The sequence below is a fragment of the Mesorhizobium sp. CO1-1-7 genome, assembly GCF_020164885.1.
Taxonomy (GTDB): Bacteria; Pseudomonadota; Alphaproteobacteria; order Rhizobiales; family Rhizobiaceae; genus Mesorhizobium; species Mesorhizobium australicum.
In genome coordinates this window covers 17,016-41,682 of the sequence record NZ_JAIUHA010000003.1, presented here as the reverse complement: position 1 = coordinate 41,682, position 24,667 = coordinate 17,016, and the positions used below count along the sequence as shown (strand labels likewise).

Here is a 24,667-nt window from a genome sequence, read left to right as displayed (position 1 = left end):
TGCACTGCGAAACCCGCCTTTCAATGCCAATCTTCTTGGGCCAGTTTGCTCCTAATCGATTTGATCCGCTATGCGCGCCAGGCTTTCCTCACGCCCCAGAACGGCAAGCACGTCGAATACGCCCGGTGACGTGCTCTTGCCGGTCAACGCAGCCCGCAACGGCTGGGCCACGGCGCCAAGCTTGTGGCCGCCAGCCGACGCAAAGTCGCGGATCGCGGCCTCGGCCGTGGCCGCCGTCCAGTCGCCTGACAGCGACTTCAAAGCTTCGTGAGCGCCACGCAGGATCTTGCGCGCGTCGTCATTGAGCAGGAGTGCCGCCTTGTCGTCGATCGGCAGCGGCCGCGCGGCAAACAGGAAGCCGGCACCGTCGACAAGCTCGACCAGCGTCTTGGCGCGCTCCTTCAGGCCCGGAAGTGCTGCCAGCAGCTGCGCCTTGTTCTTGTCGTCGAGGCGCGCCGCCATCGCCGGACCGCCCTCCAGATAGGGCAAGGTGGCGATGAAGATATCGAACAGCTCGGTGTCGGCCATACGTCGCATATGGGCGCCGTTGATCGCTTCCAGCTTGGCGAAGTCGAAGCGCGCCGCGCCCTTGTTGACGTCGCCAATGTCGAACCACGAGACCATGTCCTCGATCGACATGATCTCGTCGTCGCCATGGCTCCAGCCGAGCCGCGCAAGGTAATTGAGCAGCGCCTCCGGCAGATAGCCCATGGCGCGATAGGCTTCGACGCCGAGCGCGCCGTGGCGCTTCGACAGCTTGGCGCCGTCGGCGCCGTGGATCAGCGGGATATGCGACATCGACGGCACGTCCCAGCCCATGGCGTTGTAGATCACGGTCTGGCGGGCGGCGTTGGTCAGGTGATCGTCGCCACGGATGATGTGGGTGACGCCCATGTCGTGATCGTCGACGACGACGGCATGCATGTAGGTCGGGTTGCCGTCCGAACGCAGGATGATGAAGTCGTCGAGATCCTTGTTGGGGAAGCGCACGTCTCCCTGGACCCGGTCCTGCACCACCGTCTCGCCCTCGGTCGGTGCCTTGATGCGGATGGCGCCCTTGACGCCGGACGGCGCCTCCGAGGGGTCGCGGTCACGCCAATGGCCGTTATAGCGTGGCGGCAGGCCCTTGGCGCGTGCAGCCTCGCGCATTGCCTCCAGCTCGGCTGAAGTCTCGTAGCTGTAATAGGCCTTGCCCAGGCGCACCAGCTCCTCGGCCACCTCGCGATGGCGCGGCGCGCGCTCGAATTGGGAGACCGCGTCACCGTCCCACGAAAGGCCAAGCCAGGTCAGGCCATCGAGAATGGCCGATGTGGCCGCATCGGTCGAACGCTCGCGATCGGTGTCCTCGATGCGCAGCAGCATCGTGCCGCCGGTATGCTTTGCATAGAGCCAGTTGAAGAGCGCCGTGCGCGCGCCGCCGATGTGCAGATAGCCGGTCGGCGAGGGGGCAAAACGGGTGATGACCTTGTCGGGCATGGAACTCTCGGAAAACGTCTGAAGCTGGGTGCAGAGCGTGCGGACTTTCGCGCGTTGCGCGTTCATGTAGCATAGGACGTCGAGGGTGCAAGGGGCAGACCCGATGACTGGACGAGGCCGGGGCTCGGATCGGGGCGAGGATGCCGCTATCGGCGTCAGCGAGCGATCCCTGTTTGCGGCGCCTGCGACGATCCCACTGCCATCTCCGCTCGTGGCTGCACCCGAGACCAGGTCGCTGCAGGCAGGTGGGCAGGCGCCGGCGCCGGCTCCTGCCGCGGGCAGGATCGTGCGCGTGCGCCGGCAAATCGGCCTGGTATCCTTGCCTCGCCTGCGCCATGGCGTGACCCGGGCGGCGGAGCTCGAACTCGACCGAGGCATCGCGTTCCTGCTGGTGCCGGTCTGTCTGGCCGTTGGGGCGATCGCCTATTTCTCGCTGGCGTCCGAGCCCGACTTTGCAAAGCCCGCCGCGGTCGTGGTGCTGATGGCGGTCTGTGCCTTCGTCTCGCGTTCCTGGCCCAAAACCCATCTGTGTCTCATGGCAGTGCTGTTGTGCGCGCTGGGCCTGCTCGCGGCGAAGGTCGAAACATGGCGAGCCGGAACCCGGATGCTGGGTTCGGAAATCTCCACGCAACTGACCGGCCGCGTGGTCTCGATCGAGGAGATGGAGAGCGGCCGCATCCGGCTGACCATGGACGTGACTTCGACCGCCCGGCCGAAACTGCGCTATGCGCCGGAAAGGGTCCGGCTTTCCGCACGCAAGATACCGCCGGGAATGACCGCCGGCTCGCTCATCACAGGCTACGCCAAACTGTTGCCGCCGACCGGCCCGGTGCGGCCGGACAGCTACGACTTCTCTTTTGACAGCTATTTCGCCGGCATCGGCGGCAGCGGCTTCTTTCTCGGCAATCCAACGGTTGTTTCCGCCGACGACGGTGAGATGCCGCTATCGGCTCGCCTTTTTTCAGGCATCGAAAATGCCCGCGAAGCCATCGCCGACCACATCAGGGGCAGCGTCGGCGGCGCTGAAGGCGAGATCGCGGCGGCGCTGATCGTCGGCGTGCGCGCCGGCATACCCGATGAAATCAATGAAGCGATGCGGCGTACCGGCATCTATCACATCATCTCTATTTCGGGACTGCATATGGCGCTTGTGGCCGGCACCATCATGGGTCTGCTGCGTGGTGCCTTCGCGCTGTTTCCAGACTTTTCCGCGCGCCGGCCGGTGAAGAAATACGCGGCCGCCGCCGCACTGTTCTCGATCGCGGCCTATCTCATCATTTCCGGTGTCGTCGTTGCCGCCGAACGCAGCTTCATCATGCTGGCGGTGATGCTGATTGCCGTCTTCTTCGATCGCGCTGCGCTGACCATGCGCAATCTGGGGATCTCGGCGATCGCCGTCATCCTGGTCTCGCCTCACGAGGTCGTCGGCCCGAGCTTTCAGATGTCGTTCGCCGCGACCGCGGCCCTGGTTGGCGCTTATGCCGGCTGGGCCGATCACCGTGCGGGAAAGACGCGGCCACCGCCGCCAAAGCGATCGCTGCCCGGGTTCCTGACGCGAAAATTCCTGCTGGCGACAGGTGGACTGGCCATGACGTCCATTATCGCCGGCAGCGCCACGGCACTGTTTGCCATCTGGCATTTCCAGCGGGTATCGCCGCTCAGCCTGTTCGCCAATCTGGCCGTGATGCCTATCGTATCGGTCGTGATGTTCCTGGCCGTCGCCAGCGCGCTGTTGATGCCATTCGGATTGGATTGGCCGGCTCTCTACCTCATGGGCAAGGGCCTGACAGCAATGATCGCCGTGTCTGCGTGGATATCGGAGCGCTCTCCGGTCGATGGAGTCGGGCTGATTTCGCAGCAATCCGTGCTGCTGGTCACCGTCGCGCTGGTTATCGCGACGATGGCGACGACATGGCTGCGGCTCGCGGCGCTGCCATTCGCGCTCGCCGGCCTGTTGACTGTGTCGCACACACGCGCGCCCGATGTGCTGATCTCGGAAGATGCGCGGCTGGTCGCGCTGCCGATCGGCAATGGCGAACTGGCCGTCAACCGGGAACGTCCGAACGAATTCGCAACCGACAACTGGAAGCGCGCCCTGATCTCCGAAACAATCGTCAAACCGGAAATGTTCGACACGACAGACAGGCAATTCGATGTTGCCAGTCCCACCGACCTGCCGCCGGGATCGCCCTTCTACTGCCGCGAAGGCCTGTGCCTTGCCAGGCACCCTTCCGGCGCGATCATTGCCTATGTCGAGGACCGCAAGACCACCTGGAAAGCCTGCGCTTTCGCCGACCTGATCATCGTCAATGACGCAACCGCCTATGACGCCTGCCACAATCCACTGGTTCTCGTCGTCACCAAACGGCAGCTCGCCCGCAAGGGAACCGCTGCCGTCTTCTTCAATCCCCAGTCGGCCACGACCCGGGCCGCGATCGCATTCGCCGTCGACGGACCATACCGGCCCTGGCACGAACAGCGAAAATTCTCACGCGAGGCGAGGGGGCTGCCGCCGTACAAAAAACCCGACAAGCCCGATGACAAGCCGGTTCAGTAGCGCCTGATCAACCCGACCAGCTTGCCTTGTACCTTGACCCTGTCCGGCCCGAAAATGCGCGTTTCGTAGGCTGGATTGGCGGCCTCGAGCGCGATCGAAGCGCCTTTGCGGCGGAACCGCTTCAGTGTCGCTTCCTCTTCGTCGACCAGTGCCACGATAATTTCGCCCGGGCTTGCCGTGTCGGCATTGCGGATAATGACCGTGTCTCCATCGAAGATACCAGCCTCGATCATCGAGTCGCCCTTGACCTCCAACGCATAGTGCTCGCCGCCCATGATCATGTCCGGCGGCACCGAGATCGAATGCGTCTGATGCTGGATGGCATCGATCGGCACACCGGCGGCGATACGGCCCATGACCGGGATGGACACGGCTGAAACCGCGTCGTCGTCGTTGCCGGCCGCGGGCAGGCGCGAAGGCGCAGCGGCCGGCCTGATCTGGCGTCCGAGACTGCCTTGGCCAAGGCTGCCTTGGATGACGCTTGGCGAGAACTTCTTTGCCGCATTGAGGCCCGGCGCGATCGAGTCCGGCAGCCGCAGCACTTCCAGCGCGCGCGCCCGATTGGGTAGCCGGCGAATGAAGCCGCGCTCCTCCAGGGCCGTGATCAGGCGATGGATCCCCGACTTGGAGGCAAGATCGAGTGCTTCCTTCATCTCGTCGAAGGAAGGCGGTATCCCGCTTTCCTTGAGCCGTTCGTGGATGAACATCAGCAGTTCATGTTGCTTGCGTGTCAGCATGGCGGCCCCCAAGACATTGAACGAAAGGTTGAACCAGAATCGAAAAAACAAACCCAGAACAAACACTATCTGTTCCAGTTGTGTTCTGCAACCGTTTAAAGTTTAATGAATTTGTTAAGGGGTCTGAAGTTTTTTGCCCGCGACGGCGGGCGGCAACCAGTCCTTTCCGCCGTCGGCAGGCGCATTGAAATCGTTTTGGTTAATGGCCTGTGGCCCATCCGCCGACGAGGCTTTGGCATCAGTTAGTTGGAAGGCTTCTCCTCGGAGGGACGTATAATTCGCGGAGCCATTATTCGCGGAACGAAACGAAACCAAAATGCCAACGATTGGTAGCTTCGGGCGGCCATGGATCGGGGCGTTCGGCGCACTCCGGCCAGCGCGTTCGAATAGGCGTCGCGGAAGCGCTGAAGTTATCCCGAACCCGCCTTCAAGCTGCCGGCGCGAGCGGCGTATCTGGTAGCGCCGCTGTCTTCGCTGTGGACATAGACGTGCAGTGTGTAGCCGATATGCGCCGTCATCAGCGCCTTGGCCCGCTCGACGTCACGGTCGAGCGCCGCTTCCATGATCGCGGTATGGTGTTCGATCGCAATCGCTTCGCGTAGCGCTTCGATTGCCTCTTCATAGCCATCCTTGAGGCCGGCCGCGGCCCGCAGTGTCGGCGCCAGACCAAGAAAGCGATGATGCCGGCGCAGCTGATCCGAGATCGTCGAGCGGAACCGCAACAGCCAGTCGCATGTGGCGGCGCTCAGCAGCGCCGCATGGAAAGCCTCGTGGTTCTCGTCCCATCTGTCGACGGCCGCGTCCGAGGGATCGTCGACCGCCGTCTTGCAACGCGAGAGCCGGTAGTGGGCGGTGACCACGGCATCCTCCCACTCCCTGCCGCCTTTTTCCATCGATTCGAGGAACAGGGGTATCTCGACCACCATCCTGGCGCGTGCCAGATCCTCCAGCTCGGCCCGCGACACCGGAGCCACGGCAAAACCACGATTGCTGATCGCGGTGACCAGGCGTTCGGCCTCGAGCCGCGACAGGGCTTCGCGCAACGGTGTCCAGCCGACGCCATAGGTGCCGCGCAGCGCACTCAGTTTGAGCGGGGCGCCCGGCATGAGGCGCGTGGTCAGGATGTCGCGCCGCAACAGCTGATAGGCGGCTTCCGTTTTTGTGGAACTTGTTTCATCCAGCATCGTGATCAATCCGTCGTCTGGCGAAAGTATATATGATACCGGGTCCTAGCAACAATTATATATAATGTTTGACACAGACCGGCGGACTGACCATGATCGCCGTAGTAGCCGCGTTTCCGAGCGGCCCTGATCAAATCTGGGAGGAAATGATGTTGAAGTCGAAATCCGCTTGGTTGTCGGGTTTGGCCCTGGCGGGCGCATTGATGGTCGGCGCCGGCAGTGCCGCGGCCGATCAGATCCGTATCGGCATTGCCAATTTCGGCGAGCATCCGCAATTGAACGCCGCCATAGCCGGCTTCAAGAAGGCGCTGACGGACAATGGCTTCGTCGAGGGCAAGGACGTCGTCTACACGGAGAGCCACACCAATTTCGATGCATCGCTGGTGCCGCAGATGATCGCCAAGCTGCAGGCCGAGCAACCCAAGCTGATCTACACCATCACCACGCCGGTCTCACAGATCGCCAAGAAAGCGCTCGCCGGTTCCGGCATTCCGATCGTTTTTGCCGCGGTCACCGATCCGGTGGCGGCCAAGCTGGTGCCGTCATGGGACGCCGGAGACGAAGGCATGACCGGCGCCAGCGATCTGCAGGACGTCGCCGCGGTGATGGCCTTCACCAAGAAGCTGCTGCCGAACGCCAAGCGCTTCGGCGTGCCTTATAATCCCGGTGAGGCCAATGACGTTGCCTTGGTCGAAAAGCTCAAGGCGGCGGCACCGGCCGCGGGCTTCGAGGTGGTGGAGGTCGGCATCGACAACGTCAATGACATCCAGCAACGCATTGCTTCGCTCGCCGGCAAGGCCGACGTGATCTACGGCCCGGCCTCGAACCTGATCCAGCCGGCGATCGCCGCTGTCTCCGCGGCCGCCCGCCAGGCCGGTATCCCGGTCGTCAACTCCGATGACAGTGCGGTCCGTAACGGCACCGTGCCGGCGAGCTTCGCGGTCAATTACACGCAGGTCGGCGTCAACGCCGGCAACATCGCCGCCGAGATCCTCAAGGGCAAGGATCCCAAGACGATCGCGCCGTCGCGCCCGGCCTACAAGGACCACATGGCAACGATCTCGCGCAAGGCGATGGCCGCGTTCGGCATCGAGATACCGGCTTCAATGGCCGATTGCGGCTGCATCGTCGACTAACATCGGAACTGCTGGGGTGACGGCGTCGGCGCCGTCATCCCGAGGTCAGGGAGAAACGATGCTCGAGATTCGATCCGCGCGCAAAGTGTTCTACAAGGGCCAGGCCGACGAGAAGGTCGCGCTGGACGGTCTCAGCCTGTCCTTGGCCACCGGAGAGTTCGGCATCGTCATCGGCTCCAACGGGGCCGGCAAGAGCAGCATGCTCAACGCCATTTCCGGCGCCCTGATCCTCGATTCCGGCCAGATCCTGATCAACGGCGCCGACGTGACTGCAATGCCGGTGCACAAGCGCGCCGCGAAACTGGCGCGCGTGTTCCAGGACCCGATGCGCGGCACCGCCGCCAGCATGACGGTTGCGGAAAACATGCTGCTGGCCGATTTGCGCAGCCAAAAGCGCACCTTGCGCCCGGGGCTGAACACCACCCGGCTTGCATCCTACAGGGAACGCCTGTCGATCCTGGGTCTCGGTCTGGAAAATCGTCTCGACACGCGCGTCGACCTGCTCTCGGGCGGGCAGCGGCAATCCTTGTCGCTGATCATGGCGGTCGGTGGATCGCCGGACTTGCTGCTGCTCGACGAGCATACCGCGGCCCTCGACCCGCGCACGGCCGAAATCGTCATGCAAGCGACGGTTCGCGCCGTCAACGCGCTGAAACTGACGACTTTGATGGTGACCCACAACATGCAGCACGCCGTCGACCATGGCAGCCGGGTGATCATGCTCGATGCGGGCCGGGTGCTCCTGGAAGTTGCCGGGCAGGAGAAGGCGAGGGTCACGGTTATCGATCTGATCGGCCATTTCTCGGTCAAGACCGATCGCATGTTGCTGGCGAGCTGATCATCATGGGTTTTGTTGGGGACGTTCTCACCAGCTTCGTCGCGATCATGCCGGTCACCCTGGCGCAAAGCCTGATCCTGGCCTTTGTCGTGCTCGGGATCATGATCCCGTTTCGCATGCTGAATTTTCCCGATCTCACCAGCGAAGGCGCCTTTCCGCTGGGCGGCTGCGTCTGCGGCGTTCTCCTTGCCGCCGGCGCATCGCCGCTGATGGGCATTGCTGCCGCCCTTGTCGCTGGCTTCGCGGCGGGCTGCTGCACCGCCTTCATCCATCTGCGCTTCCGCATCCACACGCTGCTTGCGGGCATCCTGATGATGACGATGCTCTACAGCATCAACCTTCGCATTATGGGCAAGTCCAACCTGTCCGTCTTCGGTTCGCCCTCGGTGTTCGACTGGGTGCCGTTCGCGCGGCCGGGTTTCCCCGCCAGCAAGATTGTCGTCGCGGGTCTCCTCGCGCTTGCCGCCTTCATGCTGCTCTACATGTTCTTCAGGACCGAGAAGGGGACTGCCGTGCGCGCCGTGGGCGCCAATCCTGACATGGCCGAGGCGCAAGGCATCAATGTCTGGGCCGCGACCATAGGCGGTGTCGGGCTGGCCAGCGCTTTTTCGGCGTCAAGCGGTGCGCTGATGGTGCAGTCGCAAGGCTTCGCCGACGTCAATATGGGCCTGGGAATTCTCATCAACGGCCTTGCCGCGCTGATGATCGGCGAAGCCGTCGTCGGCAAGCAGACGGTGTGGCGGCAATTGCTGGCGCCCTTCGCCGGCGCGATCATCTACTACCAGCTGGTGTCGTTCTGCCTTGCGGCCGGCATGCCGCCGCCTGACCTGAAGCTTGCCACGGGCCTGTTCGTGCTGGCCATGCTTGCCTTGCCCAGCCTCAAGCGCAGCCGGGGGTCCGCACCGGTTCGCGAAGCGATTCGTGAGTAACCCGGCGTGAATGACCAAGGCGTGAATAACCAGGGAATGTCACAAATGATGCCTACGACGCTCGATCTCGCAGCCGTCGATGCCATGGATGCGGCGGACCCGCTGCGTGCCATGCGCGACCGGTTCATCTTGCCGGAAGGCGTGATCTACCTCGACGGCAATTCACTCGGCGCCGCGGCACCCGCCGTCTTCGACGAGCTGCGGAAAGCCGCGACCCAGGAGTGGGCGCAGGATTTGATCCGTGCCTGGAACACCGCCGGCTGGTTCGACATGCCGGTCGCGCTCGGCGACCAACTGGGGCGGCTGATAGGCGCGGCGACCGGCCAGACGGTGGTCTGCGATACGACCTCGATCAACATCTACAAGGTGCTGCATGCCGCACTCGGCATGCGGCCGGACCGCTCGGTCATCGTCGCCGAGGGCGACAGCTTTCCAACCGATCTCTACATGGCCGAAGGCGTGGCCTCGACGCGCCCCGGCACGGTGTTGCGGCTTGAGGGCGTTGATGCGCCGACCATTGAGGAGCTGATCGACGAGCGCGTTGCGGTCATCCTGGTCAACCACGTCAACTACAAGTCCGGCCAGCTGCGCGACATGGCGGCACTGACATGCAAGGCCCATCAGGTCGGAGCGCTGATCGTCTGGGATCTCTGCCACACCGCCGGCGCGCTGCCTGTCGAGCTCGACAGCGCCAATGCCGATTTCGCCATCGGCTGCACCTACAAATATCTCAATGGCGGCCCGGGCGCGCCAGCCTTCATCTACGCCGCCGAGCGTCATCACGATAAAGTCCAGCAGCCGCTCAGCGGTTGGTGGGGCCATGCGCGGCCCTTCGCCTTCGAGCAGGGTTATGCGGCCGGCAGCGGTATCCGCCGGTTCCTGTGCGGCACGCAGCCGGTGTTATCGATGCGGGCGCTGAAGGGGGCGCTGGATATCTGGGACGATGTCGACATGGCGACGGTGCGCAAGAAGAGCATCGCGCTCACCGACCTGTTCATCCAGCTCGTCGAGACCAGATGCGGCGCCTACGGCCTGGAGCTGGAAAGCCCGCGCGACGGCAATCAGCGTGGCAGCCAGGTGTCCTTCCTCCATCCCAACGGTTACCAGGTGATGCGGGCCTTGATCGAGCGCGGTGTGATCGGCGATTTCCGTGCGCCGTCGACGATCCGCTTCGGCTTCACCCCGCTCTATGTCGGCTACGCCGATGTATGGCAGGCGGTCGAGGTCCTGGAAGATATCCTGCGCACTGGCGCCTGGCAGGATGCACGCTTCGCGGTCAAGACGGCGGTGACCTGAAGCCGGCGCGAAGCCGGGAAAAATGTGACGCGGTTTCCGTCCAAAACCGTGCCAAAACAAAGAGTTCAGAGCCGGGTGCGAACCATCCACAGTTCCGGAAACAGGACGACCTCGAGCATCTTCTTGAGATAGGAGGCACCCGACGTGCCGCCGGTGCCGCGCTTCAGGCCGATGATGCGCTCGACGGTGGTGACGTGGTTGAAGCGCCAGCGGCGGAAATAGTCCTCGAAGTCGACCAGCTTCTCGGCCAGTTCATAAAACATCCAGTAACGCTGCGGATCGCGGTACACCGTCTGCCAGGCGACCAGGACTTCTTCGTTCCCGGTCCGCGTCTCGCGCCAATCCGTGCGCTTTGCGTCCACCCCGATGTCGAAGCCATTGCGGGCCAGAAGCAGCAGCGCTTCATCGTAGAGCGACGGCTCGGCCAGGATCGCCTCCAGCTTCTGGCTGAGGTCCGGCCGGTGCTTGTGCGGCCCGAGCATGGCGAGGTTGCGGTTACCGGCCATGAACTCGATGGCGCGATACTGCCAGGACTGGAAACCCGAGGACTGGCCGAGCGCGTCGCGGAACTCGGTGTATTCGCTGGGCGTCATCGTGCGCAGCACGTCCCAGGCATTGTTCAATTGCTCGAAAATGCGGGCGACACGCGACAGCATCTTAAAGCTCGGTTCGAGGCGGTCGGCACGGATCGAGCGGATCGCCGCGCCAATCTCGTGCAAAGCCAGTTTCATCCACAATTCCGATGTCTGGTGCTGGATGATGAACAGCATTTCGTCATGCGCCGAGGACAGCGGTGTCTGGGCCTCCAGCACTTTCTCCAGGTGCAGATAGTCGCTGTAGGACATGCGCTCCTTGAACGACATCTCTGCGCCTTCAGAGGCCGGATCGTAAGGCTCGCTCAATTGATCTTCTCCGTGCGCAGCCGAAACCGCTGGATCTTGCCGGTCTGGGTCTTCGGCAGAGCGGCGATGAATTTGACCGATCGGGGATATTTGTAGGGCGCGATGGCTGCCTTGACGTGGTCCTGCAGGCGCTTGACGGTCATTGCGTCTGGCGGGACACCTTGCACCAGCACGACATGCGCCTCGACGATCTGGCCGCGCTCGCCATCCTCGGCACCGATGACCGCGCATTCGGCGACATCGGGATGCGACAGCAGCGCCGCTTCGACCTCGGGTCCGGCGATGTTGTAGCCGGCGCTGACGATCATGTCGTCGGAACGCGCGGCGAAGTGGAAGAAGCCGTCCTCATCCTGCGTGAAGGTATCGCCGGTGAGATTCCAGCCGTCGCGCACATAGTCCTTCTGCCTGTCATCGGCCATGTAGCGGCAGCCGGTCGGCCCGCGCACCGCCAGCCGTCCGGTCTCGCCACGCGGCACCTCGCGCATCTCCTCGTCGACGATGCGCGCCTCGTAACCGCCCACCGGCTTGCCCGTCGAAGCGGGCTTCCTGTCGTCAAAGCGGTTGGAGATGAAGATGTGCAGCATTTCGGTGGCGCCGATGCCGTCAAGGATAGGCTTGCCGGTCTTTCGCGTCCACTCTTCGAAGACTGGAGCCGGCAAGGTTTCGCCGGCCGAGACGGCAACGCGCAATGATGAAAGATCGGCGCCTTCGTCCATGGCCTTCAGCATGGCCCGGTAGGCGGTCGGCGCGGTGAAGGAAATGGTCGCTTTGTAGGTCTCGATGATGTGGACCATGTTGGGTGGCGTCGCCTGTTCCAGAAGCGTTGCCGCCGCGCCGAAGCGCAGGGGGAAGATGGCAAGCCCGCCAAGGCCGAAAGTGAAGGCGAGCGGCGGCGAGCCGACGAAGATGTCCTCGGGCGTCACCTGCAGGACTTCACGGGCGTAGGCATCGGCGATGATCAGCAGGTCGCGGTGGAAATGCATCGTCGCCTTCGGCACGCCGGTCGTGCCCGAAGTGAAGCCGAGCAGGGCGACATCGTCGCGGCCGGTGCTGACGGCGGTGAAGGTAACCGGCTTGTCGAGGGCGGCGCGATCGAGCTCGGCGTCATGGTTGGCGGTGCCGTCGAAGCCGATCACCTGCTTCAGGAACGCGCTGTCCTTGGCGCAGGCGGTCATCTCGTCCATCAGCCTGGTGTCGCAGAGCGCGGTCGTGATCTCGGCCTTGTCGACGATCTTGGTGAGTTCACCGGCGCGCAACATCGGCATGGTGTTGACGACGACAGCACCGACCTTGGTGGCGGCCAGCCAGCAGGCGACCATTGCCGGGTTGTTGGCGGAGCGGATCAGCACCCGGTTGCCCGGCTCGACGCCGTAGTTCTCGACCAGCGCATGGGCGAGCCGGTTCGTCCAGTCGGACAGTTCCTTGTAGGTGCGGCGGCGGCCATTGCCGATCAGCGCGGTGTGGTCACCAAGGCCCTTCTCGACGAGCCTGTCGGTCAATTCGACACCGGCATTGAGGTGTTCTGGATAGTCGAAGCCGTCGAGCAGGAAGTCGGGCCATTGCTCGGGCGGCGGCAGATTATCGCGGGTGAACGTGTCGGTATGCGCTGAAGGCCCAAGCATGTCGCCGCTGTCCCTGTCTGCCGCCTGGCAGTGTGCGTGGCACCTGGCCGGCGGCGGTGGATCTGAATTCCTGTCTCTCGCGGAAGGCTTCGTGCGGCCGGCTACACCCTTGTCGACATGTCACCGGAAAGGTGACCATCGGCGGGTTCGGACGGCACAGCGGACCTCCCATTTTGTCGGCTGTTCCGAAGGCAGGATCGCACCAGTCGAAATTTGTTTCAAGCCTAAAATGTTTCATCCCAAAGCCTTGACGCACGGCCTGGTGGCGGCCATTGCTAGCACTGAGACGATGCTTTTGGGGAGGGTGCCGATGCTCGACCATCGCATTGCCGATTGGGACAATGCCTATGCCAACGGCGCGAATATTGCCGGCAGCGACCGGTGGCCGGCCGCCTGGTCGGAACCAGCGCAAGCGTTCCGTGACGCACTGTCGGGGGAGGGCCGGGCACGGTTCGACATCGCGTATGGCGATCGGCCGCGCAACCGGTTCGACCTTTTCCTGCCGGAGGCTACGCCCAAGGGGCTCGTCGTGTTCATCCATGGGGGCTACTGGCTGGAGTCCGACAAAAGCGGCTGGTCGCATCTCGCCAAGGGCGCGGTCGGCAACGGCTTTGCCGTGGTTATGCCTTCTTACACGCTCTGCCCGGACATCCGCATTGCCGGCATTGTCAGCGAAATCGGGGCGGCGATCGGCAAAGCGGCGGCAATGGTCGGGGGACCGCTGATGTTGACCGGACATTCGGCCGGTGGACATCTCGCCAGCCGCATGGTGACCACAACCACACCGCTCGCCACCGATGTCGTGCGGCGCATACGCCACGTCGTTTCGATTTCCGGCTTGCATGATTTGCGCCCGCTGATGCGCACCGGCATGAACGCCGTGCTGAAAATCGATGAGCATGAGGCGCTGACGGAAAGCCCGGCACTGCTGCGGCCAATCGATGGTGCCCGCATCACCTGCTGGGCCGGCGGCGGCGAGCGCTCGGAGTTCCTGCGACAGAATGCGTTGCTGGCCAACATCTGGACCGGGCTTGGCGCCACCACCAGTGCCGTGGTCGAGCCCGACCGGCATCACTACGATGTAGTTGATGGCCTGGCCGATCCGGCGCATGCATTGACGCGGACCTTGATCTCGGAATAAGCCCTGTGATCAGTAAGTTATTACGAAATACTTCAGCGCAACATCAGAACGCTGCAAGCGTCGCCCGCAGCGGATGCAGGGGCAAAAGGCGCGCGAACGACCAGTCCGTTGGCATCGGCCAGCATCCTCAGCATCGAGGAATCCTGGATGCCGAACGGCGTCGCCACCAGTTCGCCGTCATCCTCCCTGACTACCGCCCTCACATAATCCTGGCGCAGGTCATTGGCCGCCATTGCGGCGCCCAGCCGTGCCGGGCGGATATCCTGACGATGGTCGCGACCGCCCAGCCTTGCCAGAAGCGGCTTCAGGAACAATTGCGAGCAGACCAGGCTTGCTACCGGATTACCGGGCAGGCCGATGCATCTGATATCGCCGAGGCGCCCGAACATCAGCGGCTTGCCGGGACGCATGGCGATCTTCCAGAAGCCGAGCGTCATGCCTTCGCCGGTCAGCACGTCATGGATCAGGTCGTGGTCGCCGACCGATGCGCCGCCCAGCGTGACGATGACATCGGCACCCGCCGCGACCGCTTTCCTGACCAGGCCGGCGATGTCGTCCTTGCGGTCGGCGGCGATCCCGAGATCGAGCGCACAGGCACCGATCGATTGTGCCGCCGCGGCGACGCCGTAGGCGTTGGACGAGATGATCTGGTCAGGCCCGAGTTCGCTGCCGGGCGGCAACAACTCGTCACCGGTGGCGATGATGGCGACCAGCGGCCGTTTCACCACGCCTACTCGGGGATGATTGGCCGATGCCGCCAGCGACAGTGCCGCCGGGTCGAGCACGCGCCCGGTCTCCAGCAGCACGTCGCCCTTGGAAAAATCGAGGCCGACGCGGCGAATGTTACGCCACACGGCGGTGGGCTCGATCACTTCGATGTTGCCGCCGCCGAGATCCCGGACGTTTTCCTGGATGACGATGGTGTCGGCGCCGTCAGGCAGCGGTGCGCCGGTGAAGATACGCACTGCCTGTGCCTGGCCGACCGCGCCGTCAAAGCCGCGTCCGGCCGGCGCCATGCCGATCACCGAGAGTTTCGACGGCACCGACGCGACATCGGCGGCTCGCACCGCATAGCCGTCCATGGCCGAAGCGTTGAAGGGCGGCTGGGTGCGCAGCGCCATGACCGGCTCCGCCAGCACACGATCGATCGCCTCGATGAGCGGGACGCTTTCGCCGGCCAGCGGCACGGCGCCGTCGAGCAGGCGCTCGAGCGCGTCGGCGACCGGAACCAGTGCCATCAGAGCCCTGCCTTGTAGTCGCCGGACTTGCCGCCGGTCTTTTCGACCAGCCGTATGCCGGAGATGACCATGGCGCGGTCAACCGCCTTGGCCATGTCGTAAATGGTCAGGCAGGCCACCGAGGCTGCCGTCAATGCTTCCATTTCGACGCCGGTCTTGCCGGTGACGCGCGCAAGGGCCGTGACCTTCAGGCCGGGCAGAGCATGGTCAGGCTCTATGTCGACGGAAACCTTGGTCAGCAGCAGGGGGTGGCAGAGCGGGATCAACTCATGGGTCTTCTTCGCTGCCATGATGCCGGCGATGCGCGCCGTGCCCAGCACATCGCCTTTCTTGGCATTGCCGGCGAGGATGGTCTTCAACGTCTCTGGCTGCATCGAGACGAAACCCTCTGCGATCGCGGTGCGCGTCGTCTCGTTCTTGTCGCCGACATCGACCATGTTGGCCTCGCCCTGTGCGCCAAGATGGGTGAGAGCGCCTGTCATCGTCAAATCGCCATAGAGCGACGTGCGTCCATTCGGACGCACAGAGTGCGCTCTGTCACTTTGACTCTATGCATCGTGCTCTCCGAAAATCGATTCCGATTTTCGACCCGCATCGGACGCCTTGCCCGTGAGCAGCGAGCGCGTTGCAGCGGTCACGTCCCGTTGGCGCATCAAGCTCTCGCCCACCAGGAAGGCCCCGATGTCCATCCTTTGCAGTCTAAGGCAATCGTCATGCGAGAAAATGCCGCTTTCGCTGACCAGCAAATGACCCCCCGGCACCATCGCCCGCAGCCGCTCCGACGTATCGAGGCTGGTCTCGAATGTCCGCAGATTGCGGTTGTTGATGCCGATCAATTGCGATGACAGTTTCAGCGCTCGCTCGGTCTCGGCTTCATCGTGCACCTCGATCAGGGCGTCCATGCCGAGCTCGAACGCAGTCGATTCGAGTTGGCTGGCCATGGCATCATCGACGCTGGCCATGATGATCAAAATGGCGTCCGCGCCCCAGGCCCGCGCCTCGTAGACCTGGTAAGGATCGAACAGGAAATCCTTGCGCAGGGCGGGCAGCGTCACGGCCGCTCGCGCCTCGGCCAGAAACTCCGGTGCGCCCTGAAAGGAGGGCGCATCGGTCAGCACAGAAAGACAGGCCGCGCCGCCTTTTTCATAGGCCCTGGCCAGGCTCGGCGGATCGAAATCGGCACGGATCAACCCTTTGGACGGACTTGCCTTCTTGATCTCGGCGATCAGTGCGAAGCCACCCGATCCGCGCTTCGCTTCGAGCGCGGCGAGGAACCCGCGCGGCGCGTCGGCGTCCTTCGCGCGCGCCTTGATCTCTGCCAGCGGCACGCTTGCCTTGGCGGCGGCGATCTCGTCGCGCTTGTAGGCTTCGATCTTGCGCAGAATGTCAGACACGGTTCACCCGTTCGAAATCTCGACCAGGCGGTCGAGCACCTGCAGCGCCCGGCCGCTGTCGATGGCCTGTGCGGCAATGGCGATGCCATCACCGAGCGTCGTCGCCTTGCCCGCAATCACCAGTCCGGCGCCGGCATTCATCAAAACCGTGTCGCGATAGGCGCCGGCGGCCCCGCCTAGCATACCGCGCAAGGCCTTGGCATTGTAGGCGGCATCACCGCCACGCAACTCATCCTTGGTATGACGCTTCAGTCCAACCTCTTCCGGGGTCAGCGTGAAGCTGCGGACTTCGCCGCCAACCAGTTCAGCTACCCGTGTCTCGCCTGTGGTGGTGATCTCGTCATAACCATCGCCGTGGGCGACCCAGGCATGCTCGGTGCCGAGCGCCTTCAGCGTTTCGGCCACCGGCATGATCCATTCCGGCATGAACACGCCGACCATCTGCCGCCTGACGCCAGCCGGGTTCGAAAGCGGGCCGAGCAGGTTGAAGATGGTGCGCGTACCAAGCTCGCCACGAACCGGACCGACATGCTTCATAGCCGGATGGTGCGCCGGCGCGAACATGAAGCCGACGCCGGCTTCATGGATGCACTTGCCGATTAGCTCCGGCGCGATGTCGATCCTGACGCCAAGGGCAATCAGCACGTCGGCCGCGCCGGTCAGTGAGGACAGGCCGCGATTGCCGTGCTTGGCGACCGGTACGCCGCTGCCGGCAATGACAAAGGCGGAAGCCGTCGAGATGTTGACCGAGTGCGAATTATCGCCACCGGTGCCGACGATGTCGATGGCGCCGTCAGGAGCATCGACGCGCAGCATCTTGGCGCGCATCGTGGCGACAGCGCCCGAAATCTCGCTCACCGCCTCGCCGCGTACGCGCAACGCCATCAGGAAGCCGCCGATCTGCCCTGGAGTCGCATCGCCCGACATGATGATGTCAAAGGCCTCGCACGCCTCCTCGAAGGACAGGGCGGTGCCGGTCGCGACCTTGGCGATATGGGTTTTCAGCGCGCTCATCTTGTCGAGGCTTGGGCAACGGCGGCCTGGTCGACGCGGACGTCGTACTGCGTCTGCAACTGCGCCACCAACTGGTCGAGCAGGTCGTCGGACATGCCGGAGGTGAATGATTTCTGCGCGTCGTCCGGCACCGAGCTGGCGTCGGCGCCGGCCGGTTCGAACACTTCGGCGACCTTGAACAGGATCTGGCCGTCGCCGGTGGGCGAGGGGATCAATCCGGTGCCGCCTTCGCCGACGCCGAACATGACGGCGGCGCCTTCCTTGCCGAAATCGGCATCGTCGGCTTCGCGCTTCAAGCCGCGCTTGGTCTGCTTCTCCAGCTTGAGTTCGCCGGCGATGACGTCGAGCGTGGTGCCGGCCTTGAGGCGCTTCTCGAGTTCGTCCGCCTTGGCGGCGAGCCGCTTGGCGGTCTCGGCCGCCGTCCAGTCGGCGACAACCTTTTGGCGCACCTCATCAAGAGTGCGGTCGCGGGCCGGTGTGATCGAACCGACCTCATAGAAGACAAAGCCGTTGTCCGCTGTGGTCAGCGCCTCGTTTTCGGTGTTCGGTTCCGCATCGAAGACGGCCTTGATCAGCGCCGGCGATTCCGGCAGGTCCTTGACGATGGAGCCATCGGGCCTCAGGCCGTTGCGATCGATGGCGTCGATGGTGATGTCCTTAAGCTTCAATTTGGCGGCGGCATCGGCCAGCGAACTGCCGGAGGCGCGGGTGTCTTCATAATTGTCGTGCACATCCAGAAGGATGCGGCTTGCCTCGCCCAGCGCCAGATCCTTGCGGATCTGGTCCGACACTTCGGCGAGCGGCTTCACCACCTCGGGCTTGATGTCGGTCACGCGCAGCAGCACCGGACCGAAGGCGCCCTGCACGACCTGGCTGACTTCGTTGGCGTTGAGCGCGAAGGCGGCATCGGCAACCGCCTTGTCGGCGATCTTGTCCTTGGCGAGCGTGCCAAGCAGCGTGTCGGCCGGGGTCTTGCCCTCAGCGGTCACCAGCTTGTCGAAGGTGGCGCCGGCCTTGAGCGAATCGAGCGCCGCCTTGGCGGCATCCGGCGTCTTGAACACAAGCTGCTCGATGGTGCGCATTTCGGGCGTGGTGTAGCGTGACTTGTTCTTGTTGTAGTCGTCACTGACCTGCTGGTCGGTGACCGCGGTCGTATCCATAATGTCCGCCGGTTCGAGGCGGACATACGAGAATTTGCGGTATTCAGGTGCGGCGTAGCTCTTCTTGTTGGCCTCGAAATAGGCCTGAAGCACGCTGTCGCTCGGCGCCGCGATCGGCTCGACCAGCGCCTTCGGCAAAGTCAAATAGTCGACGGTGCGGTCTTCACCGCGGTAGAGCGCGACCGCCTTGAAGAACGTGTCCGGCGCCTTGAGGCCGTCCGAGACCGCCTCGACGATCTGCTGGCGCACCGCTACCTGGGCACGGTTCTTCAGATAATCCTCGGGCCGCATGCCGACCTGGTGCAGCATGTAGTCGAATGTCCTTCGGTCGAACTGACCGCCAGGGCCCTTGAAAGCCGGGTCTTCGCGGGTGAGTTCGGCCAGCCGATCCTTGGAAAGGCCGAGGCCGAGCTTGCGTGCCTGCTCGTCGAGGACGGCACCGGAAACGAGTTGCGCCAGCACCTGGTTGTCGATGCCGAGCGCCTTTGCCTGTTCATGCGTGAGGCGCTGACCAAACTGCTGCGACATGACGGCGAGCTGGCGGTCATAGGCGAGGCGGTATTCGTTGATCGATACCTTGGTGCCGCCGGCCGTTATTACCGAATCGTGGCCCGCGAAGCCGCCCATCAGCCGTCCGGAGATGCCCCAGGCGGCGAAACTGACCACCAGCAGCGAAAGCAATGTCTTCGCGACCCAGGTACCCGCCGCGCTTCTCAATATACCAAGCATGGTTACTTCCGATTTATGCGCATTTTCGCATGCGCCGAGTCTGAACCAAGCGCAATAGCGCCCTTCCTGCCCACTGTCGATTGCTTTGTGGCCTGATTTTGGTAGTGAGGGCCAGAGCTTGATATCGCCCGGAGAAGCACACCATGACACCAGGAATTCGCCCGCTTGTCGCCGGCAACTGGAAAATGAACGGCACCAGCGCCTCGCTGAACGAGCTCAGGATGATCGGCAACGGTTTCATGAGCGGGCTCGACGCCGAGACCGAAGCGCTGGTCTGCGTTCCCGCGACGCTGCTTTCCCATGCCGCGGAGATTTTGTCGCGCACGCCGGTCCATGCCGGTGGCGAGGACTGCCATCCCAAGGAAAGCGGTGCCTATACCGGCTGTATCTCCGCGGAGATGCTGAAGGACGCAGGCGCCAGCCATGTCATTGTCGGCCATTCCGAATGCCGCGAGCAAAGCGGCGAGGACGATGCGACGGTCCAGGCCAAGGCCACCGCCGCATGGCGGGCCGGGCTCGTGGCCATCGTGTGCATCGGCGAGACGCGGCAGGAGCGAGAGGCTGGAGCCACGCTGGAGGTGCTGTCGCGCCAGGTCGCCGGCTCGGTGCCGCCAAGCGCCACGCCATCCAACACCGTCATTGCCTATGAGCCGGTTTGGGCGATCGGCACCGGCCTGACGCCAACCGCGGCCGATGTGGCCGAGGCGCATGCGCATATCCGCGAAAAGCTGGCGGAAAAACTTGGGACCGCCGCCGCCAGGATGCGCATCCTGTACGGTGGCTCGGTCAAGCCTTCCAATGCCGTTGAACTGCTGGGCGTCAGGAATGTCGACGGCGCGCTGGTCGGCGGCGCCAGCCTGAAAGCGGCTGATTTCCTGGGCATCGCCGAAGCCTATCGCAGCATTGCTGGCTGAGATTCACGAGGATGGACGGGTCTCGTCCCGTTCAAATTCGTTGCAAAGAGGGCGTTGCTTCCCATATTCCGGCCACGGGCTTGGAAATGCCGTGAAAGCATTGTATTGAGCCGCCTCCAATTCACCGGCCGTGTCCGCGGCCGGGCAGGGCCTTGCCAGGATAAATTATGCAAACCGTACTGATCGTCATTCATCTCATGGTCGTGCTCGCCCTTGTCGGCGTGGTGCTGCTGCAGCGCTCCGAAGGCGGCGGTCTCGGCATTGGTGGCGGATCGGGCTTCATGACCGCGCGCGGCGCGGCCAACGCATTGACCCGGGCGACGGCGATCCTGGCGGCAGCGTTCTTTGTGACGTCGCTGACCTTGTCGATGATTGCCCGCTACGGCGAAAAGCCGATCGACATTCTCGATCGGGTTCCCGCGACCTCGGATGGCGCCGGCAAGGGCGTGCTCAACCAATTGCCGGGTACGGCCACGCCGGCACCCGCCGGCAGCACCACGCCGACGCCTCCGTCCGGCAACGACGCCGCGACAAAACCGCTGGCAACGGCCCCGGCCACCGCGCCCGCCGGCAGCACCACGCCGCCAGCGGCCAATGGAACCACCAACACCGCGCCGGCGTCGCCCCAGGTTCCGAACCAATAACCTTATGTTCTAAACCGCGATCTGTGTTCGTTTGAACACAGTCGCGGCAAATGCTGCGCAATCACGAAGATTCGACGGATCACGGCGCGGTCTCGCGCTTGAGGCATACGCGCTTATTCGACTATAGATTGCACGCGGCATTTTCGGCGTCCTTGGGGGACGCCGGGCGACGCCGTGGGCAACAAGCATTGAACGATCGGATCTTCGCCATGCAGCTTCGCAGCTTCATTTTCCTGGGACTTTGCGCCGCAATCGGCATAAGTTCCCCGGCCTCCGCCGCCATGCCGGCAAACATGGCCGCACAACAGTCGGTGTCGCTCGAAAAGACCGACGCCATCCCCGTCGCTGCCAAAAGCGATGCGACGCAGTTGAAGCTTCTCAAGAAGAAGAAAAACCCCACGCCGGAGGATCTTGCCCAGATCAAGAAGATCGAGGCCAAGATCGTTGCCGACAAGGAGGATGCCAAGGCCAAGGCGCTTGAGGCCAGGAAAATGGCGATGCGCGAGGCGGCCAAGGCCAGGGCTGACGCAGATCGGCAGGCGTTCCTGGCCAGCAAGGGCCAGAAAGCAGCGGCAACCGAAGTGGCCGATGCCAAGCCGGCCAAGAAGACCGTCAAGATCATCGAACCGATCGAACCTGTCACCCCGATCCCGGCGGCCGAGCCGATCCCAGCCGAGGCGATGAATGTCGCTTTGACGGGCAACAATGGCGAACTGCGCAGCGAGGTCGTCGGCGGCCAGAAGCAGTCAAGCGGCGGCCTGTTCGCGGGTCTGTTCGGTGGAACATCGTCTGGCTCATCGATCAGCTATCTGCCCGAGACACGCGCGCTCGACTCGGCACTTGCCCAGAAGAACGCCAAGAAGCCGTTCAAGGTGAAGCCGGAATTCGTGCCTCAGGACGTGGAATTCACCGGCTATGACGCCGGCACAATCGTCATCGACACCAGCGCTCGCCGACTCTACCTCGTCGAATCATCGACCACCGCACGCCGTTACGCCATCGCGGTCGGCCGCGAAGGCCTGCAGTTCAAGGGCACGGTCGCGGTCGGGGACAAGCAGGAGTGGCCGCGCTGGATCCCGACGCTCGACATGCAGAAGCGCGAGCCCAAGCACTACGGCCAGTACAAGGACGGCATGGCAGGCGGCGGCCAGAACCCGCTCGGCGCCCGCGCCATCTATCTCTACGATGGCAGGAAGGACACGCATCTGCGTATCCACGGCACCATCGCGCCGCAGTCGATCGGCACCAGCGCGTCCAATGGCTGCTTCCGCATGATGAACGAGCACGTCATGGATCTATACAGCCGCGTCCGGATCGGCACCAAAGTCGTCATCATCTGACGTTTCCGTCATCATGCCGAAGGGCCGGCTCAGCCGGCCCTTTTGTTTTGCTTAGAGCGATTCAAAACCCTTTGGCCGTGATGCCTGTCCGAAAGCCGGATCCCACTTTTCGGGATCATGGTCCGAGCGCCTTTTTGGGAAAAAGCCTTCGCGGCGGTTTTTTCTCTGGCGGAATCAATCCGGCCGCGTTAAGCGATGACTCCCATGGCGCGATATGTATTCATCACAGGCGGCGTGGTTTCCTCACTTGGAAAAGGCATTGCCGCAGCGGCCCTTGGGGCTCTCCTGCAGGCGCGAGGTTATCGCGCACGCATCAAAAAACTCGACCCTTATCTGAACGTCGATCCCGGCACGATGTCGCCGTACCAGCACGGGGAGGTGTTCGTCACCGATGACGGTGCCGAGACCGACCTCGATCTTGGCCATTACGAGCGCTTCACCGGCCGGTCCGCCAATCAGCAGGACAACATCACGACCGGGCGTATCTACAAGAACATCATCGAGCGCGAGCGGCGCGGCGATTATCTCGGCGCCACCGTGCAGGTGATCCCGCACGTCACCGACGAGATCAAGAACTTCGTCCTCGACGGCAATGACGACTATGATTTCGTGCTGTGCGAGATCGGCGGCACGGTCGGCGACATCGAGGCGATGCCGTTCCTCGAGGCGATCCGCCAGCTCGGCAACGATCTGCCGCGCAACAACGCCGTCTATGTCCACCTGACGCTGATGCCCTATATCCCGACGGCGGGCGAACTGAAGACCAAGCCGACCCAGCATTCGGTCAAGGAGCTGCGCGGCATAGGCATCGCGCCCGACATTCTTCTGGTGCGCGCCGACCGCGCCATCCCCAAGGAAGAGCGCCGCAAGCTGTCGCTGTTCTGTAATGTCAGGGAAAGCGCCGTTATCCAGGCGCTCGACGTGCCACATATCTACGATGTGCCGATGGCCTATCACAAGGAAGGTCTGGATTCGGAAGTGCTCGCTGCCTTCGGCATCGAGCCGGCGCCCAAGCCGCGCATGGAGCCGTGGCAGGCCGTCTCCAACCGCATCCACAATCCGGAAGGCGAGGTCACCATCGCCATCGTCGGCAAGTATACCGGCCTCAAGGATGCCTACAAATCGCTGATCGAGGCGCTTTCGCATGGCGGGCTGGCCAATCACGTCAAGGTCAAGCTCGACTGGATCGAATCGGAAATCTTCGAAAAGGAAGACCCGACGCCTTGGCTGGAGAAGGTGCACGGCATATTGGTGCCCGGCGGCTTCGGCGAACGCGGCTCAGAAGGCAAGATCCTGGCGGCCAAATTCGCACGCGAGCGCAAGGTGCCGTATTTCGGCATCTGCTTCGGCATGCAGATGGCGTGCATCGAGGCGGCGCGATCGCTGGCCGGTGTCGAACATGCCTCGTCGACCGAATTCGGCCCGACCAAGGAGCCGGTCGTCGGTTTGATGACCGAATGGCTGAAAGGCAACATGCTGGAAAAGCGCAGGGCGACTGGCGATCTCGGCGGCACCATGCGGCTCGGCGCCTATCAGGCCGAGCTCGCCAAGGGTTCGAAGATCGCCGACATCTACGGCGACACCCAGATTTCCGAACGTCACCGGCACCGCTACGAGGTCAATATCGACTACAAGCAGCGCCTGGAGGATTGCGGGCTGGTGTTTGCAGGCATGTCGCCCGACGGTGTGCTGCCGGAGACGGTCGAATACCCCGACCATCCCTGGTTCATCGGCGTGCAATATCACCCCGAACTGAAGAGCCGGCCGCTCGATCCGCATCCGCTGTTTGCCAGCTTCATCGAGGCGGCGGTGGAGCAGAGCCGCCTGGTCTGACCGCTCCCATGCGGACCTACGTCGCGCTTCTCTACAGCATCGTCCTGGGAGAGGGGCGGCGGGTCGTCATGTCCGACCTCAAGGCCATGGCGGAAAGTCTCGGCCTGAAGAATGTCCGCACCTTGGTGGCGACCGGCAACCTGGTCTTCGAGAGTGAAAGGACCTCGATCACCACGCTTGAGACACGCCTGGAATCCGCCTTCGAACAGGCCTTTGGCCGCCATGTCGATATCATCGTGCGTGCCGCCGAAGACTGGCGCAAACTCGCAGCCAGCAATCCATTCCCGACCGAGTCGGTGGAAGCCGGCGACCAGGTGGCGGTGCGCGTGATGCGCAAACCTGTGGCCGAAGATGCCATATCGGGGCTTCAAGCCTGTGCCGTCGCGGACGAGAAGGTGCTTCTGGTCGGCGGCGACATCTGGATCGTCTTTTCAAGGGAGAGGCCTAGCTCGCGCCTGCTTGCCGCTGCCAACCACAAGCGCATGGGCGCCGGCACATCGCGCAACTGGAACACCGTGCGCAAGCTGGCCGAATTGATCGCGCGGTAGAGCGGGGCGGCTCGGGGCCGCCCCGCTATGGTTTC

General features: G+C 63.5%; 21 protein-coding genes. 11 read left to right on the top strand and 10 right to left on the bottom strand.

Annotation, left to right across the window (positions count from 1 at the left end; all coding sequences use genetic code 11):
• Positions 1–51: 51 nt before the first annotated feature.
• Complete coding sequence (gltX, locus tag LB516_RS06795; RefSeq protein ID WP_015317795.1) at positions 52–1,476, bottom strand: glutamate--tRNA ligase; 1,425 nt, start codon at positions 1,474–1,476, stop codon at positions 52–54.
• Positions 1,477–1,579: 103 nt separating this feature from the next.
• Between gltX and LB516_RS06790 the strand changes: the two genes are divergently transcribed.
• Entirely contained in the window at positions 1,580–4,033 is a 2,454-nt protein-coding gene (locus tag LB516_RS06790; RefSeq protein ID WP_224719208.1) for a ComEC/Rec2 family competence protein, read from the top strand.
• On the opposite strand, the gene lexA is transcribed toward LB516_RS06790, so the two are convergent.
• On the bottom strand, positions 4,027–4,770 hold the full coding sequence (gene lexA / locus LB516_RS06785; protein WP_015317797.1) for a transcriptional repressor LexA: 744 nt from the start codon (positions 4,768–4,770) through the stop codon (positions 4,027–4,029). The genes LB516_RS06790 and lexA overlap by 7 nt on opposite strands.
• A gap of 410 nt (positions 4,771–5,180) precedes the next feature.
• Entirely contained in the window at positions 5,181–5,954 is a 774-nt protein-coding gene (locus LB516_RS06780) for a GntR family transcriptional regulator (protein ID WP_140664092.1), read from the bottom strand.
• A 149-nt stretch (positions 5,955–6,103) separates the two neighbouring features.
• On the opposite strand from LB516_RS06780, the gene LB516_RS06775 reads away from it, so the two are divergent.
• Genes LB516_RS06775 through kynU form a run of 4 tightly spaced genes read left to right on the top strand, consistent with a single transcriptional unit; the run spans position 6,104 to position 10,153 of the window.
• Positions 6,104–7,090: an ABC transporter substrate-binding protein gene (locus LB516_RS06775; RefSeq protein WP_224719207.1), complete on the top strand. Its 987-nt coding sequence runs from the start codon at positions 6,104–6,106 to the stop codon at positions 7,088–7,090.
• A gap of 58 nt (positions 7,091–7,148) precedes the next feature.
• Entirely contained in the window at positions 7,149–7,928 is a 780-nt protein-coding gene (locus tag LB516_RS06770) for an ABC transporter ATP-binding protein (RefSeq protein ID WP_140726986.1), read from the top strand.
• Positions 7,929–7,933: 5 nt separating this feature from the next.
• Entirely contained in the window at positions 7,934–8,857 is a 924-nt protein-coding gene (locus LB516_RS06765) for an ABC transporter permease (protein WP_224644048.1), read from the top strand.
• A 48-nt stretch (positions 8,858–8,905) separates the two neighbouring features.
• Positions 8,906–10,153 carry a kynureninase gene (gene kynU / locus LB516_RS06760; RefSeq protein WP_224719374.1) on the top strand — a complete coding sequence of 416 codons (1,248 nt, stop codon included), beginning with the start codon at positions 8,906–8,908 and terminating at the stop codon, positions 10,151–10,153.
• A 65-nt stretch (positions 10,154–10,218) separates the two neighbouring features.
• Here kynU and kynA read toward each other — a convergent pair whose 3' ends face one another.
• Both kynA and LB516_RS06750 read right to left on the bottom strand, forming a co-directional pair.
• Positions 10,219–11,055, bottom strand: coding sequence for a tryptophan 2,3-dioxygenase (kynA, locus tag LB516_RS06755; RefSeq protein WP_263484902.1), 837 nt, complete (start codon positions 11,053–11,055; stop codon positions 10,219–10,221).
• Positions 11,052–12,677, bottom strand: coding sequence for an AMP-binding protein (locus LB516_RS06750; RefSeq protein ID WP_224719206.1), 1,626 nt, complete (start codon positions 12,675–12,677; stop codon positions 11,052–11,054). Before LB516_RS06750 ends, kynA begins: the two co-directional genes overlap by 4 nt.
• 310 nt (positions 12,678–12,987) lie before the next feature.
• On the opposite strand from LB516_RS06750, the gene LB516_RS06745 reads away from it, so the two are divergent.
• Positions 12,988–13,818, top strand: a complete 831-nt coding sequence (locus LB516_RS06745; RefSeq protein WP_140726998.1) for an alpha/beta hydrolase — start codon at positions 12,988–12,990, stop codon at positions 13,816–13,818.
• A 32-nt stretch (positions 13,819–13,850) separates the two neighbouring features.
• Here LB516_RS06745 and glp read toward each other — a convergent pair whose 3' ends face one another.
• The 5 genes from glp to LB516_RS06720 all read right to left on the bottom strand — a co-directional run bounded on the left by glp (position 13,851) and on the right by LB516_RS06720 (position 19,353).
• Complete coding sequence (glp, locus tag LB516_RS06740) at positions 13,851–15,056, bottom strand: gephyrin-like molybdotransferase Glp (protein ID WP_224719205.1); 1,206 nt, start codon at positions 15,054–15,056, stop codon at positions 13,851–13,853.
• Positions 15,056–15,538: a cyclic pyranopterin monophosphate synthase MoaC gene (moaC, locus tag LB516_RS06735; RefSeq protein ID WP_140824573.1), complete on the bottom strand. Its 483-nt coding sequence runs from the start codon at positions 15,536–15,538 to the stop codon at positions 15,056–15,058. Before moaC ends, glp begins: the two co-directional genes overlap by 1 nt.
• A gap of 66 nt (positions 15,539–15,604) precedes the next feature.
• Positions 15,605–16,450 carry an indole-3-glycerol phosphate synthase TrpC gene (gene trpC / locus LB516_RS06730; RefSeq protein WP_224587253.1) on the bottom strand — a complete coding sequence of 282 codons (846 nt, stop codon included), beginning with the start codon at positions 16,448–16,450 and terminating at the stop codon, positions 15,605–15,607.
• A gap of 3 nt (positions 16,451–16,453) precedes the next feature.
• On the bottom strand, positions 16,454–17,464 hold the full coding sequence (gene trpD / locus LB516_RS06725) for an anthranilate phosphoribosyltransferase (RefSeq protein ID WP_224719204.1): 1,011 nt from the start codon (positions 17,462–17,464) through the stop codon (positions 16,454–16,456).
• Positions 17,461–19,353: a SurA N-terminal domain-containing protein gene (locus LB516_RS06720; RefSeq protein WP_224719203.1), complete on the bottom strand. Its 1,893-nt coding sequence runs from the start codon at positions 19,351–19,353 to the stop codon at positions 17,461–17,463. Before LB516_RS06720 ends, trpD begins: the two co-directional genes overlap by 4 nt.
• A gap of 143 nt (positions 19,354–19,496) precedes the next feature.
• Here LB516_RS06720 and tpiA point away from each other — a divergent pair, with 143 nt between their 5' ends.
• The 5 genes from tpiA (at position 19,497) to LB516_RS06695 (ending at position 24,632) form a co-directional block, all read left to right on the top strand.
• The gene (tpiA, locus tag LB516_RS06715; protein ID WP_140664064.1) at positions 19,497–20,267 is read left to right on the top strand and encodes a triose-phosphate isomerase; all 771 of its coding nucleotides are present in this window, start codon (positions 19,497–19,499) and stop codon (positions 20,265–20,267) included.
• A gap of 167 nt (positions 20,268–20,434) precedes the next feature.
• Positions 20,435–20,911 (top strand): preprotein translocase subunit SecG, encoded by a 477-nt coding sequence (gene secG, locus LB516_RS06710; protein ID WP_224719202.1) that lies wholly within the window; start codon positions 20,435–20,437, stop codon positions 20,909–20,911.
• 209 nt (positions 20,912–21,120) lie between these two features.
• Positions 21,121–22,251 (top strand): L,D-transpeptidase, encoded by a 1,131-nt coding sequence (locus LB516_RS06705; protein WP_015317813.1) that lies wholly within the window; start codon positions 21,121–21,123, stop codon positions 22,249–22,251.
• A gap of 195 nt (positions 22,252–22,446) precedes the next feature.
• On the top strand, positions 22,447–24,084 hold the full coding sequence (locus LB516_RS06700) for a CTP synthase (RefSeq protein WP_083883046.1): 1,638 nt from the start codon (positions 22,447–22,449) through the stop codon (positions 24,082–24,084).
• Positions 24,085–24,092: 8 nt separating this feature from the next.
• Positions 24,093–24,632, top strand: coding sequence for a DUF1697 domain-containing protein (locus LB516_RS06695; protein WP_224719201.1), 540 nt, complete (start codon positions 24,093–24,095; stop codon positions 24,630–24,632).
• Positions 24,633–24,667 lie beyond the last annotated feature (35 nt).

Excerpts from the sequence above, each read along its gene's own strand:
- LB516_RS06770 (WP_140726986.1), top strand. The coding sequence starts at position 7,149 with ATGCTCGAGATTCGATCCGCGCGCAAAGTGTTCTACAAGGGCCAGGCC.
- LB516_RS06695 (WP_224719201.1), top strand. The coding sequence starts at position 24,093 with ATGCGGACCTACGTCGCGCTTCTCTACAGCATCGTCCTGGGAGAGGGG.
- LB516_RS06775 (WP_224719207.1), top strand. The coding sequence starts at position 6,104 with ATGTTGAAGTCGAAATCCGCTTGGTTGTCGGGTTTGGCCCTGGCGGGC.
- LB516_RS06780 (WP_140664092.1), bottom strand. The coding sequence starts at position 5,954 with ATGCTGGATGAAACAAGTTCCACAAAAACGGAAGCCGCCTATCAGCTG.
- LB516_RS06745 (WP_140726998.1), top strand. The coding sequence starts at position 12,988 with ATGCTCGACCATCGCATTGCCGATTGGGACAATGCCTATGCCAACGGC.
- gltX (WP_015317795.1), bottom strand. The coding sequence starts at position 1,476 with ATGCCCGACAAGGTCATCACCCGTTTTGCCCCCTCGCCGACCGGCTAT.
- moaC (WP_140824573.1), bottom strand. The coding sequence starts at position 15,538 with ATGACAGGCGCTCTCACCCATCTTGGCGCACAGGGCGAGGCCAACATG.
- LB516_RS06790 (WP_224719208.1), top strand. The coding sequence starts at position 1,580 with ATGACTGGACGAGGCCGGGGCTCGGATCGGGGCGAGGATGCCGCTATC.
- LB516_RS06765 (WP_224644048.1), top strand. The coding sequence starts at position 7,934 with ATGGGTTTTGTTGGGGACGTTCTCACCAGCTTCGTCGCGATCATGCCG.
- kynU (WP_224719374.1), top strand. The coding sequence starts at position 8,906 with ATGCCTACGACGCTCGATCTCGCAGCCGTCGATGCCATGGATGCGGCG.
- lexA (WP_015317797.1), bottom strand. The coding sequence starts at position 4,770 with ATGCTGACACGCAAGCAACATGAACTGCTGATGTTCATCCACGAACGG.
- secG (WP_224719202.1), top strand. The coding sequence starts at position 20,435 with ATGCAAACCGTACTGATCGTCATTCATCTCATGGTCGTGCTCGCCCTT.
- glp (WP_224719205.1), bottom strand. The coding sequence starts at position 15,056 with ATGGCACTGGTTCCGGTCGCCGACGCGCTCGAGCGCCTGCTCGACGGC.
- LB516_RS06720 (WP_224719203.1), bottom strand. The coding sequence starts at position 19,353 with ATGCTTGGTATATTGAGAAGCGCGGCGGGTACCTGGGTCGCGAAGACA.
- trpD (WP_224719204.1), bottom strand. The coding sequence starts at position 17,464 with ATGAGCGCGCTGAAAACCCATATCGCCAAGGTCGCGACCGGCACCGCC.
- LB516_RS06750 (WP_224719206.1), bottom strand. The coding sequence starts at position 12,677 with ATGCTTGGGCCTTCAGCGCATACCGACACGTTCACCCGCGATAATCTG.
- tpiA (WP_140664064.1), top strand. The coding sequence starts at position 19,497 with ATGACACCAGGAATTCGCCCGCTTGTCGCCGGCAACTGGAAAATGAAC.
- LB516_RS06705 (WP_015317813.1), top strand. The coding sequence starts at position 21,121 with ATGCAGCTTCGCAGCTTCATTTTCCTGGGACTTTGCGCCGCAATCGGC.
- LB516_RS06700 (WP_083883046.1), top strand. The coding sequence starts at position 22,447 with ATGACTCCCATGGCGCGATATGTATTCATCACAGGCGGCGTGGTTTCC.